At 70.8% G+C, this 20,228-nt stretch carries 13 protein-coding genes and 1 tRNA gene; 7 read left to right on the forward strand and 7 right to left on the reverse strand.

The window, feature by feature from the left end; genetic code table 11:
- Nucleotides 1–13: 13 nt before the first annotated feature.
- The 4 genes from BX286_RS35420 to BX286_RS35435 form a co-directional block, all read right to left on the reverse strand.
- A complete protein-coding gene (locus tag BX286_RS35420; RefSeq protein ID WP_100864916.1) occupies nt 14–607 on the reverse strand; it encodes a toxin-antitoxin system, toxin component in 594 nt (197 codons plus the stop codon).
- A 170-nt stretch (nt 608–777) separates the two neighbouring features.
- On the reverse strand, nt 778–1,476 hold the full coding sequence (locus BX286_RS35425) for a helix-turn-helix transcriptional regulator (protein ID WP_261993686.1): 699 nt from the start codon (nt 1,474–1,476) through the stop codon (nt 778–780).
- Nucleotides 1,477–1,709: 233 nt separating this feature from the next.
- Nucleotides 1,710–1,976: a DUF6225 family protein gene (locus BX286_RS35430; RefSeq protein WP_079432209.1), complete on the reverse strand. Its 267-nt coding sequence runs from the start codon at nt 1,974–1,976 to the stop codon at nt 1,710–1,712.
- A 171-nt stretch (nt 1,977–2,147) separates the two neighbouring features.
- Nucleotides 2,148–6,368 (reverse strand): LamG domain-containing protein, encoded by a 4,221-nt coding sequence (locus tag BX286_RS35435; protein ID WP_148710331.1) that lies wholly within the window; start codon nt 6,366–6,368, stop codon nt 2,148–2,150.
- 746 nt (nt 6,369–7,114) lie between these two features.
- On the opposite strand from BX286_RS35435, the gene BX286_RS35440 reads away from it, so the two are divergent.
- From BX286_RS35440 to BX286_RS35450, 5 genes are all read left to right on the forward strand, one after another.
- A complete protein-coding gene (locus BX286_RS35440) occupies nt 7,115–13,237 on the forward strand; it encodes an RHS repeat-associated core domain-containing protein (protein WP_148710332.1) in 6,123 nt (2,040 codons plus the stop codon).
- Between the two features lie 5 nt (nt 13,238–13,242).
- Complete coding sequence (locus tag BX286_RS35445; protein WP_121017901.1) at nt 13,243–13,761, forward strand: hypothetical protein; 519 nt, start codon at nt 13,243–13,245, stop codon at nt 13,759–13,761.
- Nucleotides 13,762–14,197: 436 nt separating this feature from the next.
- Complete coding sequence (locus BX286_RS36205) at nt 14,198–14,710, forward strand: hypothetical protein (RefSeq protein WP_148710334.1); 513 nt, start codon at nt 14,198–14,200, stop codon at nt 14,708–14,710.
- Nucleotides 14,711–14,855: 145 nt separating this feature from the next.
- Nucleotides 14,856–14,949, forward strand: a tRNA-OTHER gene (locus BX286_RS36210).
- Between the two features lie 29 nt (nt 14,950–14,978).
- Nucleotides 14,979–15,440: a DUF5990 family protein gene (locus BX286_RS35450; protein ID WP_121017902.1), complete on the forward strand. Its 462-nt coding sequence runs from the start codon at nt 14,979–14,981 to the stop codon at nt 15,438–15,440.
- 124 nt (nt 15,441–15,564) lie between these two features.
- Here the strand turns inward: BX286_RS35450 and BX286_RS35455 are convergent, their stop codons facing one another.
- The gene (locus BX286_RS35455) at nt 15,565–16,518 is read right to left on the reverse strand and encodes an ArsR family transcriptional regulator (RefSeq protein WP_121017903.1); all 954 of its coding nucleotides are present in this window, start codon (nt 16,516–16,518) and stop codon (nt 15,565–15,567) included.
- 100 nt (nt 16,519–16,618) lie between these two features.
- Here BX286_RS35455 and BX286_RS35460 point away from each other — a divergent pair, with 100 nt between their 5' ends.
- Nucleotides 16,619–17,923 (forward strand): MFS transporter, encoded by a 1,305-nt coding sequence (locus BX286_RS35460; RefSeq protein WP_121017904.1) that lies wholly within the window; start codon nt 16,619–16,621, stop codon nt 17,921–17,923.
- A gap of 147 nt (nt 17,924–18,070) precedes the next feature.
- Entirely contained in the window at nt 18,071–19,195 is a 1,125-nt protein-coding gene (locus BX286_RS36880) for a hypothetical protein (protein WP_187344327.1), read from the forward strand.
- Here BX286_RS36880 and BX286_RS36885 read toward each other — a convergent pair.
- Nucleotides 19,192–19,380, reverse strand: coding sequence for a hypothetical protein (locus tag BX286_RS36885; RefSeq protein WP_187344328.1), 189 nt, complete (start codon nt 19,378–19,380; stop codon nt 19,192–19,194). The genes BX286_RS36880 and BX286_RS36885 overlap by 4 nt on opposite strands.
- A 136-nt stretch (nt 19,381–19,516) precedes the next feature.
- Nucleotides 19,517–20,104, reverse strand: a complete 588-nt coding sequence (locus BX286_RS35470; RefSeq protein ID WP_121017905.1) for a hypothetical protein — start codon at nt 20,102–20,104, stop codon at nt 19,517–19,519.
- Nucleotides 20,105–20,228 lie beyond the last annotated feature (124 nt).

Below are 20,228 nucleotides of genomic sequence, written 5' to 3' on the forward strand. Positions count from 1 at the left end.
GGGTCCGGCACGCTCAGCCTCGGATCCCGTGGTTGCAGAGCGCCGCTTCTATCCGGCCGGAGCGGGTGCTCCGGTCGAGCTCGGGAGCATCGGGGACCGTCAGGAGGTGCCGTACGGCGTGTGCCAGCTCCAGCCCGTACCGTTCGGCCGCCTGCTCCTGCATCCGGTGCCTGCGGGCGGCGGTGCCGTCCTCCTCCAGCAGTACGGGACCCTTGCGGCCGGCTACCGCCAGCGCCGACGCGACCACCTGCCGCAGGTCGCCGTCGTGGTGGAGGAGACGGGCGGCCGCGGAGGCCTCGAAGGCGTGCTCGTGGCAGTGCCCGAGTTCCAGGTGGCGCAGCTCGTGCCCGGTGATGACGATCTGGTGCTCGCCAACGGTCCGCTCCTCGATGATGATCAGGTCCCGGTCCCCGATGTTGAGGGCGAGACCGCTGACGGTGCCCGGCGGGAAGGACGTGCTGCGGAACTCGATCTTCCGGCCCCGGCGCCGGCTCATGGCGTCGCAGAGCGCGAGGCAGATCACCTCGGCCGCCACCGGAGACTTCAGATGACCGAGCCCGCCCACCATGGCGCTGACGGACTGCCGTATCTCCCGCTGCTTGAACACACGATTCCCCAATGCCCTTTTCCGCGGGGGCAGGAACTCACACCCCGCGGATTCCACGCGACCGGCCCGTACCGTGCCGCACGACGGCCGACCGCTCGACAAGCTCCCCGCCCCGCGACGACCGGCGACGGGCCTTTCCCGAACCCCTGAGGCGTGCCGGGAGGCACGCTTCAGAAATGCTCGCCGGCCGGGCCGGACCTCTGCTCGGCCGCCTCCTCCTCCATGTAGGTGTCGAGCCACTCGAGCAACCTGGTGCGCCCCCGGTCGGGCAGCAGAGCCGCGCGCAGCGCGATGCCGTCGACGCCGTGCCGCTCGTAGAGGCTCGGCCGCCTCCCCGCCCCGGCCGCCGGGGCGTTGCGCTCGCTGTGCTCCTGGTACTCCCGCAGGAGTGTCTTCTCGACCTCGGCCAGGGCGCAGCCCAGAGCCTCGGCATCGTCCGACTGCAGGAACCCGGCCGGCCGGTTGAAGAACCGCTCCAGCCGTGAGCAGTGGTCCATGGTGGGGCGGCGGTCCCCGCAGAGCAGGGCCTGGACCTGCTGCCGGGAGATACCGCTCTGCCGTGCGATCTCCCCGTGCGAGAACTTCCGCCCGTTGTCCTTGCGGTAGGTCTCGTGCAGCAGGTCGAGTCGCTGCCGGAACCGCTCGTGGATGTCCGGCTCACCGGCCGCCCGCCCTTGCAGGAGCTCCCGGATGACCTCGACGGGAACCCCGCAGGCGTGGTTGAGCGCCTCCGTGCAGAGGACTTCTTCGCGGCTCCGGCCGAGCCTCGCCCCGAGGCAGACGATCCGTTCGACGGTCGCGGTCAGCTGGGGGAAGGCCGAAGGCCGGGAGGGCGGCGGCACAGGTGCTGTGGAGGAGCCTTCTGTCACCGGCTGGTCTCCCGGATCGACGCACACTGCTCTCCCCGGAGACATGGGCGGGGGAGAACTGTTACAGGGGTCCTTGCTCCGCCGATCCTGCCACACCTGTGGCAGTCGCACGACGGATCTTCGGCCAGCCTGCCACGGCGGTGGCAGAAACCTGCCGCCCACCGGTGCGCGCGCCGGGCGGAGGTGACGGGCGGGACGCAGGCGCGTCCCGCCCGCCCGTCACCACCTCGCCCTCAGTCGACGTCGAGGTGGTAGGCACCCGCCCGCGCGTCCGCGAACAGCGTGAACTGTACGTGCGGTGTGCCACTGCCCTCCTCACCGTCGCCGTCCATCTCGACGGGCTCGGCGTCCACCAGGACGTACTCGCCGTACCCGTCGAAGTCACCGGGCCCGTCCGCGACTCCGATGTGGATCGGTGTCTCGTCCGGCAGGTCCGCGAGAGCTTCACGCAGCCGCGCAGCGGTCCATACCTGCGGGGCGTGCTCGAACATGTCAGCCATGTACCGAAATTAGAACCACCACCGCCCACAGACGCGTTCGCCGCGCCGTCGCAACGCCTTCCATGACCCTGCCGCCTCCCGCCCTCCCCGTCCCGACCACACACCGGGCAAGACAAGGCCCCGCCTCCCCCGGGGTGCAGGGGAGGCGGGCCCGGCCGGGAGGCCCCCGCGTCAGACGACGGCGCCCAGCGGGGAGGCGAGGCCGGTGGCGGACCAGCGCTGGGGGTTGGTGCCGTTGCAGGGCCACAGCTGGAGTTGGATGCCGTTGTCCGTGCGCCCCTGCGGCAGGTCCATGCAGCGGTTGTTCATCGGGTTGTAGAGACTCCCGTCGGCCTGCGGCAGCCACTGCTGGGGGCCGGTGCCGTTGCAGGTCCACAGCTGGACCAGGGTGCCGTTGTTCGCCGCGTCCACGCACTTGCCGAGGACGCGCAGTTCGCCGTTCTCCCGGATCTCGAACTGCTGGGGGCCGGTGCCGTTGCAGTCCCAGATCTGGATGTGGTTTCCGTCTGCGGTGCCGCCGGCGCTGTCGTCGGCGCACTTGGCGTCGCTGACCCGGGAGACGAGGGCGGTCCCGGCGGCCGAGGGGACGGTGGAGTGGTTGTGGACGGTCAGGCCGCTGATCCGGCCGTCGAGGAAGGCGGCCGGCCCGCCCTGGGACTTGGAACGGCCGAGGACCAGTGGACCGGTGGCGTTCCAGGAGTTGGCCTTGGCGTGGTGACCGGTGGCGGCGAGGGTGCCGTTGACGTAGAGGGCGAGCAGACCGGTGGTGTCGTCGTAGCTCGCGGTGAGCTGTGTCCAGACCCCGACCTGCACCTTCGCGGCGGCATTGCGGACGTCGGCCTGGTCGTAGTTCCAGCCGTCGGCGTCGGTGCGGCCCAGGGCGAACCGCCAGGTTCCGTCGGGGTCGGACCAGATCGTGAAGCCGCTGGAGCGCAGGCCGTCCTGGCTGACGACGGTGCCGCCGGTCTTGTCGGTCCTCGCCCAGGCGGAGACGGTGAAGCTGCGGCCGGTGTCGAGGGCGGGGCCCGTGGCCATGACGGTTGCGCCGCTGCCGTCCAGGTCGACGACCTTGGTGGCCGTGCCGGCCACGGTGTCGTCGGCCCAGGTGGCGCCCGCTCCGGTCAGCGTGGCGTTGTTGCGGCCACGCAGGTCGGCGGCGGTGGTGCCGGTGCCTTCGTCGAGTTTCCAGGCGCCGGTGGAGATACGGGAGTCGCCCATGGTGCGGGCGCTGCCGAAGCCGGTGACCTTGCCTCCGGTGGCGGTGCTGTTCCAGGTCAGTACCCGGTGGCGGCTGTCGACGGCCCACAGGTCGGGCAGGCCGTCGGCGCTGGTGTCGCCGGAGGAGCCCATCACCGGGTGGGTGGTGGCGCTGACACCTCCGCCGATCCGGGTGCGCTTGGCGTGGTCGCCGAGGGCGGCCGGGTTCCCGGCGACGTTGGCGTACTGGAAGACCTCACCGGTGGTGTTGTCGCGCGCCCACAGGTCCGGCAGGCCGTCGCCGGTGGCGTCTCCCGGGGCGATGAGGGTGAGGTTCTCCCATCCGGAGGCGCTGAGGACGAGCACGACGGGGTCGCGGAGGGTTCCTGTCGAAGCCTTGCCCTGGAGCAGGACGAGCTGTGAGCCTCCCGTGCCGTTGCTCTCGACGGTCAGCAGGTCGTTGCGGGGTTCGACGCCCTGTTCGGGCAAGGCGTCGCCGACGGCGAGGATCTGCTTGACCCGGCTCCAGTCCTCGGCGTACTCCGTGCCGCAGGGCCGTCCGGTGGTGGCCACGGTGCAGTCCTCAGCGTAAGGGCGCTGCACGGTCGTGGCATGGGCGGCGGTGTAGTAGAGGCCGTGGTTGGCGGCGAGACCGCCCTGGGTGAGGGAGTTGCGGTAGAGCTTGAGCTGCCCGTCTCGGTAGGCCCACAAGTCGTCGATGCGGATGCCGTTGCCCCCGCGGTGGGTGGTGAGGGTGCCGTTGCCCCAGCCCTTCCCACCGGGGCTGTTGGCCACGTCGGAAGCCAGGACGCCGCCGGCTGCGGGGTCGGCTGCCGTGGGGTAGACCACGAGGTCACCGCTGTCGGCCGGCGCGAGGAAGTCGACGCGCTCGTCGCCGGTGATGTCACCGAGCACCGTCTTGGCGTCCGGGTCGTCCGGAGCGTAGAAGGTGTACGTCTGCTGTTGCGAGCGGTTGCCCGCGCGGTCGACCGCCTGGACCCGCAGGACGTTGGTACCCCAGGCCGTGGGGGTGAGGGGGATGGAAGCGCTGCCGTCGGCGGTCGGGCCGGCGCGGTTGGCCCCGCCCGTGGGGATGGCCGAGTTGAAGGCCCATTCGTAGTACAGCACCCCGCTGGCGGCGTCGGCGGACTTCACCGTGAAGGTGCCGCCCTGGCCGATGTGCCGGGTGGACCCGGGGAGGGTGCCGGAGGGCGGGTACTCCGCCGATGACACGACGGGAACGGACGGCGGCTCCGTGTCCAAGGTGAAGGTGCAGCCGCTGACCCATGCGGAGTCCATGTCGCCGTCATGGGCTGCGACCCGCCAGGAGTAGGTGTGTCCGTCGGAGAGGTTCGTCGGATGGACCGAGGTCCAGTGGGTGCCGGTGGCCTCGCCGACGCGGCCGCTGTCGTAGACGAGGGCGCCACCGGCGGTGTCGTTGACGTAGAACAGCGCCGAGACCGGCTGGTTGTCCGGGTCCCCGATCCAGGCGCCGACGCTCAGTCCCGCAGAGGCCGTGGCGCCGACCCAGCCGCAGCCGTTGCCGTTCGCGTTCTGCGGAGCCGGGTTCATGCCGACCGCCCACGGGGCGTACGGCGCGCGGTTGTACTCGACGTAGAGGAACGGCAGGTTGTTCTTGTTCCGGGTGAAGCGCTTGAAGGAGTTGTTCGAGCTGCTCCGGGACTCGTCCGAGGCGAAGAGGCCGTAGGTGAGGCTGCCGCGCCACTCGTTGGCGATGAGGTGGTCGCGTACGTCCCACTCACCGAGGGTGGTCGCATCGGGGCAGCCGGGGCCGCCGGCGCTGTTGAGCGCCGTCGTGCGCAGGACCTCCCAGTCGCGGGGCTGGGTGTTCCAGGTGATGTTGGAGAGCAGGGGTTCGGTGGAGTGCAGGTCCACGGAGTAGGTGCGGCTGCAGCCGGCGTCGGCGGCGTAGGACTGGGTGGCGAAGAAGGAGGCCTTCTTGATGCTCTTGTCCCGCAGGTCACCGGTGTCGACCTGGACGTAGTACCGCTCCAGGCCGATGCGCGAGCGCCAGTGCTGGTAGCCGACGCCGGGGTCGTAGGTGTCGCCGTAGTCGTCGTAGTGGATCTCCGCCGGGTAGGCCTCCTGGACCCAGGCCCAGTGCTGCGTCCCGCGGTTGGTGGGCTGCCAGGCGGGGTCGATGAAGACCGGGAAGGTGGTGGACGGGTCGGTCAGGAAGGTCCGGTCCGGGGTCAGGGCGAGCGAGTTCTTGCCGAGTTCGGTGCGCAGGCGGGCGACCTTGGCCGTGTCGGCGGGGCCTTCGGCGTCGGAGGCCGCCTTGGCCGCCTCCGGGGCCGGGGCGGGCTGCGGGACCTCACCGCCCTCGGCGCCGGCCCGGGCGGAGGAAGCGGATGCCTTGGAAGACGGCGCTGTGGGCGCGGACGGCTGACGGGCCGAGGAGGTCGAGTCCCACATCGTCGGGGCGGGCGCCTGGAAGACGGTACGGCCGGAAGCGTCGTCGGCCTTCAAGTCACCGGAGGGACCGGCGGAGACGGTGACCCCGTCACCCTCGAGGCCCAGGGTCAGCCGGGCCAGCTTCGGATGCCGGGCGGCCTCGGCCGACTTCACCACGAGGACTTCGGAGATCCCGCCGTTCTCCCCGGCCGTGACCTTGAGGTCCGTCCCGGGGGCGACCTCGCGGTAGACGGCGCTCCGCCCCTCCAGCACCGGTACGGGGAGGGGCTCGGGCCAGCTCAGGGCGAGCCGCTTGTCGTCCTGCTCCAGCGTGGCGAGCGGGCCCGTGCCTCCGCCGGAGAGGCTCAGGCCGCCGGTCGTGGCCTTCGGGCGGAGGGTGCCGTCGGGATCTTTGACCAGGGTCGCGTCCAGGTCGGCCCAGCTGCTGCCGCGCTTGGTGCGCAGCGGCATGACGCTGCGGCTCAGGGCCAGGGCCCCGTCGGGCAGGGCGACCACCGTGTCGGTCTCGGTCGTCGCGGCAGGGACGGGAACGGGCTTCCCGGTGCGCCGTGCCTCGGCCAGGGCGGCGTCCTCCCCGCGCTCCCTGTCGGTGGCCGGCCGTTCAGGAGGCTGTGAGGTGTTTCCCGCAGCCTGCTCCCCGGCGACGGCCGCGGCAGGGGCCGCCGCCTGCGCTCCGGAAACCGTCGTCACGGTCATGGCCAGTGCGACCAGCCCGGCCAGCGCGAGGGACCTCCCGGCCGGCCGTCTTCTTCTCGGCATGCCCCCCACGGCAGCCTCCCCGATGTGGTGGTGATTGGCATCTGGGCGCGAACGCTAACAGTTCCCGGTCGTCGCCCCATGCGCACTCGGATACGGAATTAAGAATTCCTGGAGGCTTATTCGAATAATCGTGACCAATCGCCTGACGAAAACAAGTCATCGCGTAAGCGAATGAATTATTTCCGGACAGGTTTTTCAAGTGGTGGTGTCTGCCGGGAAGTTCTTGTCCGCATTGATCCATATTTTTCGTTGTGCGAACGAGCTAGGCTCCCGGGTCAATTGCTCTGCTCGGCGACCGTGGGGGGCGTGCCGTGTCGGCACCGCATGATCTTTTATCGGCAAGGAGAAGCCGGGTGGTCCGGCGCCGCGTCACGATTCCTCTCTTGATCATCATTGCATTGATCTTCGCTACGGGAACGGCCGATGCCGCTTCCACATGGAAACCGAAAGACCCCACACGCTGGTCACCGGGGGCTCTGAGGAAAACCGATTCGGTCCGCGGCAGGAATGCCGGAAAGGCGGAATCGAAAGCTCCGTCGGGTGACCGGACCGGGCCCTGGAAGCCGCAGCCGGTGGCCTGGCCTCCGGCGTCCCAGGCCGAGGTCGATCTGGGTGCCACCCCCGCAACGGCGCCCCACCGCCCATCGTTCACCTCACTGTTCACCGCACCCGGGACAGCTCCCTCGGCCGGCGTCCCGACGTTCCCCTTCCGCGACCCCGGCCGCGCCGGCACCGCACCGGTATGGGTGGCCCCCTCAGGCAAGGGCACCCCGGACAAGGGCGCCCCGGGTACGGGCGTCCCGGGAGGCACGGGCAAGGCGTCCGTGCGGCTCGCCGACCGCACCGCCGCCGAACGGGCCGGAGTCACGGGCCTGCTGCTGGCCGTCCGCCCGGCAGCGGCAGCGGCACCGGCGGACGGCGCCCGGGTCAAGGTGTCGGTCGACGTCTCACCCATCGCCGGCGCCTTCGGCGGCGACTGGCTCTCTCGCGCCCGGCTGGTCGAGCTGCCCGAATGCGCGCTGTCCACGCCCGAGCGCGCCGAATGCCGTGCGCAAAGCCCCCTCCCGACCGCCAGGAACGGCGACCGGCCGGGTCTGCTGACCGCTGAGGTGCCCTTCGGCACGGCCGCAGCGGCGAACCCGGAAACCCCGCGGCCGGCCGCCGCCCAGGCCGGAGCCACCGTCCTCGCGGCGACGGCTGCCCCCGCCGGACCGGCGGGGACCTACACCGCCACCAGCCTCGCCCCGTCAGGAAGCTGGAGCAGCGGCGCCAACACCGGCGGGCTCTCCTGGAACTACCCGATCGCCGTGCCCGACGGCCTCGGCGGCACCAAGCCGGGCATCGCCCTCTCGTACCGCTCGCAGTCCGTGGACGGCCGCACCGCGGCCACGAACAACCAGGCGTCCTGGATCGGCGAGGGCTGGGACTACTCGCCCGGATTCGTCGAGCGCCGCTTCAAGCCCTGCGCCAAGGACGGCGAGGAGGGCTCCAACGAGCAGTGCCTCGCCGGTGACAACGCCACCTTCTCCCTCAACGGCAAGTCCTCCACCCTCGTACGGGACGACGCCTCCGGCACCTGGCGGCTGGAGGACGACGACGCCTCCAAGGTCGAGCGGCTGACCGGAGCGGCCAACGGCGACAACAACGGCGAGTACTGGAAGATCACGACCGCGGACGGCACCCAGTACTACTTCGGCGCCGGCCGCCGGCCCGGCAGCTCCACGGCACCGGCGACCAACTCCACCTGGACGACCCCGGTCTACGGGAACAACACCGGCGAGGAGTGCCACCAGTCCACCTTCGCCGCCTCCTGGTGCCAGCAGGCGTGGCGTTGGAACCTCGACTTCGTCGTCGACCCGCGTGGCGGCATGATCACCCACTGGTACGACACCGAGACCAACCACTACAAGCGCGGAGCCACCCCCTCGGCCCCCGACGGCACCCGCACCCCCTACATCCGCGGCGGTAACCTCACCCGGATCACCTACGGCTCCAAGGTGACTGACCCCGACACGGTCAAGCCGACGGCCCAGATCCTCTTCACCACCGCCGAACGCTGCCTGCCCGACGCCTCCTTCGACTGCGCCCCGGCCAAGCTGACCAAGGCCAACGCCACCCACTGGCCGGACGTCCCCTTCGACCAGAGCTGCACCGCGACGGGCACCTGCGAGAACACGGCCGCCACCTTCTGGACCACCAAACGCCTCACCACCATCACCACCCAGGTCCTGACCGGCAGCGGCGGCTACGGCGACGTCGACTCCTACGAGCTCAAGCACGAGTTCCCCAACCCCCAGGACGGCACCGCCCCCTCCCTTTGGCTGGCCTCCATCACCCGCACGGGCCATGACGGCACGGCGTCCCTGCCCACCCCACCGGTCACCTTCACCGGCCGCCTGATGAACAACCGGGTCGACTCGAGCGCCGACAACAAGCCCGCCCTCAACCGGCGCCGCCTCACCGGCGTGACCACCGAGACTGGCAAGGTCACCGACATCGGCTACGCCGACCCCGACTGCGCCCCCGGCAGCCGCCTGCCCACCGCCCAGGACACCAACACCACCCGCTGCTATCCCGTCTACTGGAACCCCGACGACAAGAGCCCGCTGGACCCCACCCTCGACTGGTTCCACAAGTACGTCGTCACCCGCATCACCGAGACCGACCCATTCGGCGGCTCCCGCCCCAGGGAAGTGCGCTACGAATACGTCGGCCCCGCCGCCTGGCACCGCGACGACGAGGAACTGACCGAGGACAAGCGCCGCACCTGGAACCAGTTCCGCGGCTACGAACAGGTCGTCACCCGCACCGGCACCGCCCCCGACCCCGTCTCCAAATCGGCCACGTTCTACCTGCGCGGCATGGACGGCGACACCAAGGCCGACGGCAGCAAGCGCACCGCGGTCTTCACCGGCATCTCCGGAAACACGCTCAGGGACTCGGACCCCCTCGCCGGCGCCGTCCGGGAGACCCAGACGTTCGCCTCGGACGGCGGCGAGCCCACCTCGGTGTCCCAGTCCGAACCCTGGCTCTCCACCGCCACCGCGACCCACGGCCGCGGCACCAAACTCCCCGCCCTCACCGCGCAGATGCAGCGCACCGGAGCCTCCGCCCACAAGGCGCTGCGCACGGACAAGACCTGGCGGACCACCTCACAGGCGACCACTTACGACACCGCCTACGGCATGCCGATCAAGACCCTCGACCGCGCCGACGGCCTGCCCGACACCTGCACCGCCACCTCGTACGCCCGCAACACCACGACGTGGATGCTCGACCGGGTCGCCGAGACCGTCCAGGTCCAGGGCGACTGCACGACGACCCCGAACGCGACGAACACCCTCTCGCGCAACCGCACCTCCTACGACGGCCAGCCCAACGGCACCCTGACCGGCCCCGGCCTGGCCACCACCACGGAGAACCTGGACCGCTTCGAGTCCGGGCAGCCCAAGTACACCACCGCCTCCACCGTCACCTACGACGCCTACGGCCGGATCACGAGCACCACCGACGCGGCGGGCGCCAAGACCACCACCGTCTACGAGCCGGCCACCCTCGTCCCCCCGGCCACGACCAAGGTCACCAACGCCAAGGGCTGGACCACGACCACCACGCTCCACCCTCTGCGCAGCGTCCCCGTCAAGACCGTCGACCAGAACGGCCGCACCACCGAAGGCGCCTACGACGCCCTGGGCCGCACGACCGCCGTCTGGCTGCCGGGCCGCGCCAGGGACGCGAGCGCGAGCACGCTCTACACGTACGCGCTCTCCAACACCACCACCAGCTCGGTCACCACGCAGTCGCTCAGGTCGGACCAGTCGTACGCGACGTCCATCGCCATCAACGACGCCTTCGGACAGCAGGTACAGCTCCAGACGGTAGCGCGGAACGGGGCGGCGGCCAGTCGCCTGATCACCGACACCGCCTACGACAGCCACGGCCTGGCCGCCAAGACCAGCCCGGAGTACATCAACAAGGACTCGGCGCCGGTCGCCACCCGCTTCGTCGCCGACGACAACACGGTCCCCGCCCAGACGGTGACGGTCTACGACGGCCTCGGCCGCGCCACCGACTCGGTATTCCTCTCCAAGGGCAAGGAGCAGTGGCGGACCACCACCGCCTATCCCGGCGCCGACCGCACCGATACCCTCCCGCCCATGGGGGACACCGCCACGAGCGCGATCACGGACGCCCGCGGCCGCACGGTCGAGCGGCGTACCTACAAGGGCCGCGACACACAAGGCGCATACGACACGATCCGGTACGCCTACTCCACGACGGGCGAGATGACCGGCCTGACGGACGCGGCCGGCAACACCTGGACCTACGACTACGACCCGCACGGCCGCCGCACCCGCTCGACCGACCCGGACAAGGGCGTCTCGACGACCACCTACGACGCGGCCGGAAGGATCCTCTCCACCCAGGACGCACGCGGCACCACCGTCTTCAGCACCTACGACATCCTCGGTCGCCCCACCTCCCGCAACCTCGGCGCGACCGACGGCCCCAAGCTGGCGACGTTCGAGTACGACACCCTGCTCCCCGGACAGCCCACCGCGTCCACGAGCTGGGTGAACGGCAAGGCCTGGCGCCAGGAGACCACCGGCTACGACATCGGGTACCGGCCCACCGGCACCAAGCTGACCGTTCCCGACGGCGAAGGCGCCCTCACCGGCACCTACACGCTCTCCACCAGCTACGACCCGGTCACCGGCCTGGAGCGCCGCACCACGCTGCCCGCCGCGGGTGGCCTGCCCTCGGAACGCCTCGAAGCCGGCCGCAACATCAACGGACTCCCCGTCTCCTACGGCTCGGACACCACCGACTACGTCAACTTCATCGACTACGACGAACGCGGCACCGTCCTGCGGACCATCCTCGGGGACGTTCCGAAGCAGGTCAGCCTGACCACCCTCCAGGACCCTGCGACCGGCCGGCTGCTCGGCACCCGGCTGGACAAGCAGGACCAGCCCACCCCGGTCGAGACCACCGCCTACACCTACACCCCGGCCGGGGACGTCACCTCGGCCGACAGCACCCAGGGCCCCATCCGCGACCTGCAGTGCTTCACGTACGACTACCTGCACCGCCTCACCGACGCCTGGACCGACACCGGCACCACCTCGACCCTCCCCGGCCCCTCGGTCCCCGGCATCGGCGGCTGCGCCCGCACCGGCCCCCAGCCGGGCGCCATCGGCGGCCCCGCCCCCTACCGCCAGGCGTTCGGCTACGACATCACCGGCAACCGCACCTCGCTGACCGACCACGACCCCGCGGGCGACCCGGCGAAGTCCGTCACCACCACGACCACCTTCCCGGCCCCCGGCTCGACCCGCCCCCACGCCCCGGCCTCCACGACACGGCAGACCAGCACCGGCCCGGCCCCGACGCTCCCCGTCACCTACGACAACACCGGCAACACCCTCACCCGCCCCGACACGGCCGGCGGCACCCAGACCCTGACGTGGAACGAGGAAGGCCACCTCGCCTCCGCGACGAACCAGGCCGGCACCTCCACGTACGTCTACGACGCCGCCGGCAGCCGCCTGCTGCGCCGGGACCCCGGCAGGACCACCCTCACCCTGGGCTCGACCGAACTCACCCTCGACACCGCGACGAACAAGGTCACCGGAACCCGCTACTACGCCACCCCCGGCGGCCCGGCCGTCGTCCGCACCTCCGACGGCAAGCTCTCCTACGTCATCGCCGACCACCACAACACCGGCACCACGGCCATCGACGCCACCACCCTCCAGACCCAGCGGCGCGCCACGAAACCCTTCGGCGAGGAACGCGGCACCAAACCCCCCTCCTGGCCCGGGGAGAAGGGCTTCGTCGGCGGAACCCAGGACAAGGCCACCGGCCTGACCCACCTCGGCGCCCGCGAGTACGACCCGCGCACCGGCACCTTCCTCAGCGTCGACCCGGTCCTGACACCGGGCTCCAGCCAGTCCCTCAACGCCTACGGCTACGCGAACAACAACCCCCTCACCACCTCGGACCCCACCGGCCTGTGCGCCGAACTCGACTGCCCCACCCGCCCCTGCGCCACCTGCCACAACACCACCCCGGGCCACGAACCCGGGCCCGGCGACGGCGAACCGGGCAGCGGCTCGGGCGACCCCGCCACCCGCTCGGGCAAGGGCTCCGACTACGGCAACAGCTACCGTCCGCCCCGCTACGGCGGCAGGCCTCCGAACTGCAGCCTGAGCCGCTACGGCTGCTCCGGCACCAGGCCCCCAACCCCCCCGACCCCCCTCCCGGCACCCCCGTGGCTGCCCCCGCCCGTCCCGGTGATCGTTCCGGATGACTGTCGGACGGACGACATGAGGGTCGATTGCATGGTGGACGTCTCACCTGAGCAGATCCTCAACCATCCGTTCAACCAGGGAAACAAGAAGAACGGCGCGAACGATTTGGCGCACTGGTACTCACAGTTCTCGGACAGCTGCACGAAGCGTGCTCAGCAGTACGTGTGCTTCGGCTCTTCCCCGGCCGGGGACCAGCCCCTCACCGTCGGGGATGTTCACTTCTACCCCCAAGGTAAGGCGCGCTTTGCGGCCAGACTTGAGAATGAATCGGCGTGGCGAGAAAAAATGCTCCCCCTGGTCGGAGCGGAGGGTGTCGAGGAATTTGGGCCCGACTTGGAACGCCATGAAGCGGTTCATTCGCGGCAATGGGCCAGGTCCGAAAACGCCGCAGGTTTCACTCTGAAATATTTCCGAGAGATGGCAGCATCCGAGTATGAAGTGGGAACACCGGCTCATGCCAATAGCCTCGAAGTGGAGGCGAATCTATGGTGGGGAGGATACCTGACCTGGTATCCGCCGCAGTTCGTAGCGCCCGGCAAGGATCTGAAATTCTGAACGAGGTGGAAGTGTCCTTGAAGAAAAGGCGGCCGGCGGCGGCCGTGGCCATGGTTTTCATCCTGGCCGCTACGGCTGTTGGATGCACGCCCGCCCCCAAGGCGTTGGTGGCAGTCGAACGTACGGACACGGGGCGGGCCCGCGTACTGGTCGCACCTTGCCCTGAGTACACCGCTCAGATGTTCTCCGTCTTCAGCTCAGGGGGAACCATCGGATATAAACGTTGGTTCCTCATCAGCGATGCCATGGGCGGCCCGCTCGACAGCGTGGAACTCTTTTCGGCGCCACAGGGATGGAGTGTCACTCGATCGGAACTGAGCGACCTCAAAGGCGGGGGAGAATACACGGTGGTTCTCGTCGGCGGAGTGAGGGGTCGCGGGCTGGGTGGCGAGATCTCCTTCACGCCCGACGAATTCGAGGCCCTCAAAGCCGGGCAGGTTCTTGTCCGAGACGGCAAGGGTTCGAAAGTGGCCAAGAAATCCGAGTTCATGAAAAAGAACGGCGACCGCTGCACTCCCGATTAGTGCCCCCGTGCGGTTGGAATCTCTACGTCTCGGTCCATGAAGCGATCCAATTCTCGGGGGTGGTCGAGGGCATTCTGGCTGGTCGGAGGGGGCTCCTGGCATCAGGGGTAACTGCATGCACGTCCGCGCCGCAGCCCTTGTTGGCAGTGGAGCGTGCCGACAACGGCGCTGGTGAGGTTCTCGGCGGAACCCGGAGCGAAAAAGCGATGGACCGGGCGGATTTCATGAATCCGCCCCCTGCATGCTGCATACCCTGACTGCACACCCGCTTCCACGGCTCTGCTGGCCGTTCAGCCAGGCACCAAGAAGACGGCGCGAACCAATTGGCGTTTGAGTTCGTCTCCGGTCAAAGATGTGGTGGGGAGGATTCCTGACCTGGCACCGCGGCACCGTCCGTGTTACCCGTCAAGGAAATGAAATTCTGAACGAGGTGAAAATGTCCTGGAGCAAGAAGCGTGCGGCGGCCACCGTAGCCGCGGGTTCAATCATGGCTGCCACGGCCGTTGGATGCTCGCCCGCCCCCAAGGCGCTGCTTGCCGTCGAGCGCACGGATACGGGGGGAGCCCGCGTGCTGATCGCTCCTTGCCCGGAATACAGCGCTCAGATGTTATCAGTCTCCAGCTCGGGAGGAACCATCGGCTTCAAGCGTTGGTCGCTCGTCAACGATGCCATGGGGGGACCACTTGACAGCGTGGAGCTTTTCTCGAAACCGAAAGGATGGAGTGTTGCCGAGTCGGAGCTGAGCGACCTCAAAGGCGGGCGAGAATACACGGTGGTTCTCGTCGGCGGAGTGAGGGGGCGGGGGCTGGGCGGCGAGATTTCCTTCACACCTGACGAATTCGTGGCCCTCAAACCGGGGCAGGTCCTTGTCCGAGACGGCAAGGGTTCGAAAGCGGCCAAGAAATCCGAGTTCATGAAGAAGAACAGCGACCGCTGCACTCCCGATTAGTGCGACCTGTTCCCTGGAACACGATCCCCCTCCCTCCTGCCCCCGCCGCCTGATGCCCGCCACCGTCAGCGCGCCGTCAGGCCCCCTCACGCATTCTGGTTGTCGTGACCGGGCAGCGGGGCAGCCCGCCGGCCCGGGTCACAAGGGAGAGGTGCCCGGAGCGGTTGATCGGGGACCGGCCACTGGTCGTTCGGGTTCCACCAGGACCCACGCAGGTTCGAATCCTGCCCTCTCCGCCACACCATCCATCCGCCGGCAGAGTGTTCCCATGCAGATCCGGATCGAGGCGTTCGACCTGCCGGGCCGCACCTGCGCGCCCGCCCCCGGGTTCCCCGGATACCGCGACATCCACGTCGCCGTGCAACCCCGCGCACGAGACGGACAACTCCTCGCCCCCCAGCCCGGCGACGCCCCCTCGGCACCCTGGGCCCTGGACTGCACCGCGCGCCGTGCCCCCGCGGGCGTCGACCTGACCGGCTCCTGGATCCAGGGCCGCCCCGGACAGCGCTTCATCTACCTCACTTGGAACGGAACCGACGCCACCGGCACCACCACCACGTTCCGCCGGGCCAAGCTCATGCTGGACGCGGTGGACCCGTCGGTGGCCGAAGCAGCGCTGGACCGCGGCCTGCTGATCGCCCGCGTCGGCCTGACGGATGCCCACGGCCACCCCCTCTGCGCCGCAGTCCGCCCCCCGACCATCACCTGGTCGCCCCCGCCCCCTCCCTAGCCTCACCCCACCCACCCCGTACCGCTCCGCGCCCACGACCCGCCGCCCCGCAGGCCCCCGGCGGGAAGGAACACCGCCATGAAGCCGCCCACCAGCATCGACTTGTTCGCCTCGGTGTTGCGCCTCAGTCCGCGCGCCCGGCGAGCCGCTCGCCGAGCTCGCTGCGCGCGTACAGCACGTTCCGGCCGGCCCGCGCCCGCGTCACCAGACCGCACGCCGCCAGCACCCCCAGGTGCTGCGACACGGCCCCCGGCGTCACCCCCAGCAGCCGGGCCAGCGCCCCCGTGGACTCCGGCGTCTCCAAAGCGGTGAGCAGCGCGGCCTTCGGCCGTCCCAGCAGTGCCGCCAGCGCCTCCGGGGCCGGCGGCCGCACCGCCTCCCACAGCGTGGCGACCCCCCGCGCGGGATAGTCGACCCGCGGCACCTCCCCGATCGGCGCCGTCGCCTTCCTCCCGAACAGCGTGGGGCACAGCGTCAGCCCGGCGCCCGGCTGCACCCGGCTGTCCGTGCCCATCGGGTGCAGCCGCAGCACCCCCGACTCCCAGCGCACATTGGGGTGCAGCCCGGCGAAGAGCGCCGCCGCCCCGCCCTCGGCGAGCAACTGCGCCCGGTACAGGACGTCCGCCTCCAGCACGCCGCGCATGCGCGGCCAGAACGGCTCCAGCGCGGCCCGCCAGTACGCCTCCAGCGCGTCGGCGATACGGTCCAGCAGCGCCTCCGCGTCGCCGTGGAGCACGTCCGGCATCGGCTGCCCCAGGTACGCGGCGTCGAGGTCGCGCCGCACCGTCGCCGGATCGGTCGCCCGCACGGCCCGGAGCTCCTGCGCCATCTCCGCCGTCCGTGCCCGCGGCCGAGGCGTGATGAAGTCGGGCAGCCAGCGCCGCTCGCTGACCAGAGCCCCGAGGATCTCCCCGTCCAGCTGCGGCAGCAGGCCCCTGACCCGGCGCAGCCAGCGCAGGTGCAGCGGGAAGTCACCGGGGTCCCGCAGCGCCCACAGGCTGTGGCAGGTCTCCTGGAGCGGCGAGACGGCGAACCGGATGCTCGCGAGGTCGTCCACACCCAGCACGATCTCGATCACCGGCCCACCCCCCCTCGCACGCTCCCCGCAAGCACGCCTCGTTTTAGCCCAGCCCTAAAAACCTAACAAGGGCAAGGCTCCCCGGACTTCAGTGGTTCCCGTGATCCTGCCTCCGCGCGGCCCCTTGCGGGTCCATGCCACCCTGACGTTCTTCGACTCCCTCGTGCCCGGCATCATGCTGGCCGGCGGGGTGCTCTTCTTCACCAAGGTCGCGGGGCTGGGCGCCGTCCAGGTCGGCAGTGGCCTGTCGGCCGCCACCCTCGCCGGCCTCGCCGCGGCACTTCCCGCGGGCCGGCTCGGGGACCGCATCGGGCAGCGCCGCCTGCTGATCGGACTCAGCCTGCTGCGGGCCGTGATCCTCGGCGGCTACCAACTGGTCGGCTCCTACCCGGCCTTCCTCGTGGTCGCCTGCCTCTCAGGCCTCGCCGAAAGCGGCGTCGCCCCCGTCCGCCAGGCATACCTCGCCACCGTCACCACCCCCGGGAACCGGGTCGCGACGCTCGCCTTCAACCGCGTCGTGCGCAACATCGGGGCCACGCTGAGCACCCCGGCCCTCGGCCTGGCCCTCGCCCTGGACGGCCCGTACGCCTTCCGGGCGCTGATCGGCGCCGGCGCGGTCAGCGTGCTGGCCGTCGCGCTGATCGCCACCCGCCTCCCGGAGACCCGTGCTGCCGCCCCCCGCGTCGTACCGGGCGCCGCCATCCCCAGCGCCGTCCTCAGTGCCACCGCCCCCGGCGCGGGACCCTCGGCCCCGGAGCCCGCCGCCGCCCCCGGCCGGAAGGGAGTCCTGCACGACCCCCCGTACGTGGCCCTGTCGCTCCTCAACGGACTGCTCATCATGCACATGGAACTGCTGGAGATCGGCATGCCGCTGTGGGTCACGGGCCACACCGGCGCCCCCGCCTGGACGACGTCCGTGCTGCTGTTCACCAACGTGCTGGTGGCGATCGGCCTCCAGATCCGGGTGGGACGCGGTGTCACCGACGTCGGCTCGGCGGCCCGCGCCCTGCGCAAGGGGGGCTACTGCCTCCTGGCCGCGTCCGCCCTCTTCGCGGCCTCCGGCACGCTCGGCCCGGCCTGGTCGGTGGCGGTCCTGCTCGGCGCGGTCGTCCTGCTGACCCTCACCGAGCTGCTCCAGTCGGCCGGTTCCTGGGGCCTGTCGTACGACCTGGCCGACCCCGCCCGGCCCGGCGAGTACCAGGGGGTCTGGAGCCTGGGCACCCAGCTCGTCCGCGCCTGCGGCCCCCTCGCGGTGACCCTGGCCCTGTCCTCCCTCGCCCCCCTGGGCTGGCTCCTGATCGGCGCCCTCTACCTGGCGGCGTCCACCCTCCCCCACCTCCTGACCCGCCGCCCCTCCCGCCCCACCCCGCCCCCCACGCCCGCACCCCAGCCCGCCCACCCCTGAACGACCGACCACCTCGCCCGGACCCGCGTCCGCGATCCGGCCTCCCCCGCCCGGGGGAGGCCGGATGATCCGCGTGACGGATGTACCCGGCCCGGCTGACGAGGAGCCTTGCAGCGTCGTCGAACACGCTCTACGGAGGTCACGGTCATGGTGGTGGTTCCAGCGGACCCGGAGGTCAACGCACCCCCCAGGCCGCCCGCGGCAAGCCGGACGTGGCCTGCCTGGGCGCCCCGGGCGGCGGCCCTGTGGGCCGTGCTCTACGCCGCCGCCGAGATCACCTGGGCGGCGGCCGGCACCACCGTGCCGTGGAAGGCGCACGCCTCGTACGCCCCGGCGGCCCAGCTCCTCCTGGCGGCCCTCGCCCTCCTGGCCGGCGCGGCCTGCCTGGCCACCACCCGGACACTCACCGGCCCCGGCCGGGCCGTGGTGGCGACGGCGCTGATGGTCACGCTCGCGGTGTTCATCGTGGGAACGAACGGACTGCCCGTCTACTTCGTGACCCTGATGACCCTCTCGGGTGTCGAGAGCGCCACCGGTCTGGCCCAGGTACTCCTCAACACGACAGGCGCCGCACTGCTGTTCCTCGTCACGCTCTCCCACCGCCGCCGCCTGCGCGGCGACTGCCCGCGCTGCGGACGCCCGCACCCCGGCCCGGGCGACAGCCCGCTCGTCCACCCGGCCGTCTCCCGGGCGTCGAAGCGGACCCGCGCCGCGGCCTACCTGCTCATGTGCGGGCTGCTGCCGTGGGCCGGGGCCAAGACCATATGGCTGCTGGGCGGCGACGCCCTGGGTGTCGCGGCCGAGGACTGGCAGCGGACGGTGACCGCCGGCGCGTCGGGCCCGGCGCGGGCGGCCGCGTCGGTGGGGATCGACGTCACGGTGCTGGCTGCGGCGCTGGGGGTCTTCCTGCTGCTGGGGCTCCTCCACCCGTGGGGCCAGGTGTTCCCCCGCTGGACCGTGTTCCTGGCCGGACGCCGGGTCCCGCGCCTGCTGCCCCTGATCCCGGCCTGGCTGACCGGCATCCCCCTGACCATGTACGGCGCCGTCCTCGTCGTCCTGGCCCCGCTCATCGCCACCGGCGTGCTGCCCGCGATCAAGCCGTCCGCGCCGTTCACCACCAGCTCGGGGATCACCTGGATGGTCGAGTTCGGCGGCCTGGCCTTCGCGGGCCTGGGCCTCGCCCTCCTCGTGGCCGCCCGCTCCTACACCACCCGCACCCGCCCCACCTGCACCACGGCCGACACGCACCGGCCCACCACCCAACCGTCCTAGTGCACGAAGACGACCACACGGCCGCCTTCGCCGCCTGCGAGCAGCAGATGCGCCCCTACATCACCGAACACCAGGCCCTGGGCCGCGAGGGCGCCGAACGCTTCTTCCTGCCGGCCCCCACCCAGGACATCCTCGACACACTGGCCGCCAACGCCCCGGAACACACCCGCACGGAACCGATCCACGGAACCGATCCGCCTCCCCGACTACCACCGCCCCACCACCTGACGAGGCCGCAGTCCCCGGCAGCCGGCCCGACCGAGCGACTCGCCGCACTCACCCACGAGTACGGCACTCCAGATACGGCGACAGAACCACGTATCAGGTCGATGCCGACGGTAGTCCGGTCACCAGGTAGGCGTATTCCTCGGACGGCAACGAGTCCCATTCCGTCCATGCGCCGTCGCGCGGCACCATGAACACCGGACGCGATCGGAGGCCGTCCCCGACCAGTTGCGCCCGCACGACGATCCCGGGATCGTCCGGTCCTGCGTAGCCGTCGGGTGTGTAGGGAAACTGCACGTCATTCGCCTCGGCATACCCGATCATGTCGCTCTCCAGCTCGGCCATGTCCCTCCCGACCAGCGGGACGCCGGCGTACGCGACCGGTGGACCCTGCACGGCATCGGCCGCAACGCCGAACAGCCCCGCATCCCGGCTCACATAGGCCGTGACGGCAGGCGCAGAAGAAGCGTCCCCGCGACGGTGGATGTCGACCTTCCACGTCGGCGAGAAGACCGCGTGCTGCCGAGGACAGTCCCCGACCTTCGCCGGGCCAAGCACCTCAGCCGCCTCGATCACTTCGCTGACGGTCATACCGAACCGCAGCGGCCCTACGCCGACAGCCGCCGCATAGGACCACCCGCCCCGTTCGATACCTGCGAAACCAGCTTCGGTCTCCAAGGCCATAGCCGCCCCTCCACAGACACCCGAGAACCTCCCGTCGCCCAGGCGGCCCGGTGCCGCCCGTCGACGCCAGCGTCGCACCCAGCACTGACAGTGACCGCCCAGACGCCTGACCTCGACAGCCCGC

Source organism: Streptomyces sp. 3211.6 (genome assembly GCF_003634815.1).
Classification (GTDB): Bacteria; Actinomycetota; Actinomycetes; order Streptomycetales; family Streptomycetaceae; genus Streptomyces; species Streptomyces katrae_A.

Bases quoted from the DNA above. Each gene is read 5' to 3' on its own strand.
- BX286_RS35430 (WP_079432209.1), bottom strand. From the start codon at position 1,976: ATGGCTGACATGTTCGAGCACGCCCCGCAGGTATGGACCGCTGCGCGG.
- BX286_RS35435 (WP_148710331.1), bottom strand. From the start codon at position 6,368: ATGCCGAGAAGAAGACGGCCGGCCGGGAGGTCCCTCGCGCTGGCCGGG.
- BX286_RS36205 (WP_148710334.1), top strand. From the start codon at position 14,198: ATGTCCTGGAGCAAGAAGCGTGCGGCGGCCACCGTAGCCGCGGGTTCA.
- BX286_RS35450 (WP_121017902.1), top strand. From the start codon at position 14,979: ATGCAGATCCGGATCGAGGCGTTCGACCTGCCGGGCCGCACCTGCGCG.
- BX286_RS36880 (WP_187344327.1), top strand. From the start codon at position 18,071: ATGGTGGTGGTTCCAGCGGACCCGGAGGTCAACGCACCCCCCAGGCCG.
- BX286_RS35470 (WP_121017905.1), bottom strand. From the start codon at position 20,104: ATGGCCTTGGAGACCGAAGCTGGTTTCGCAGGTATCGAACGGGGCGGG.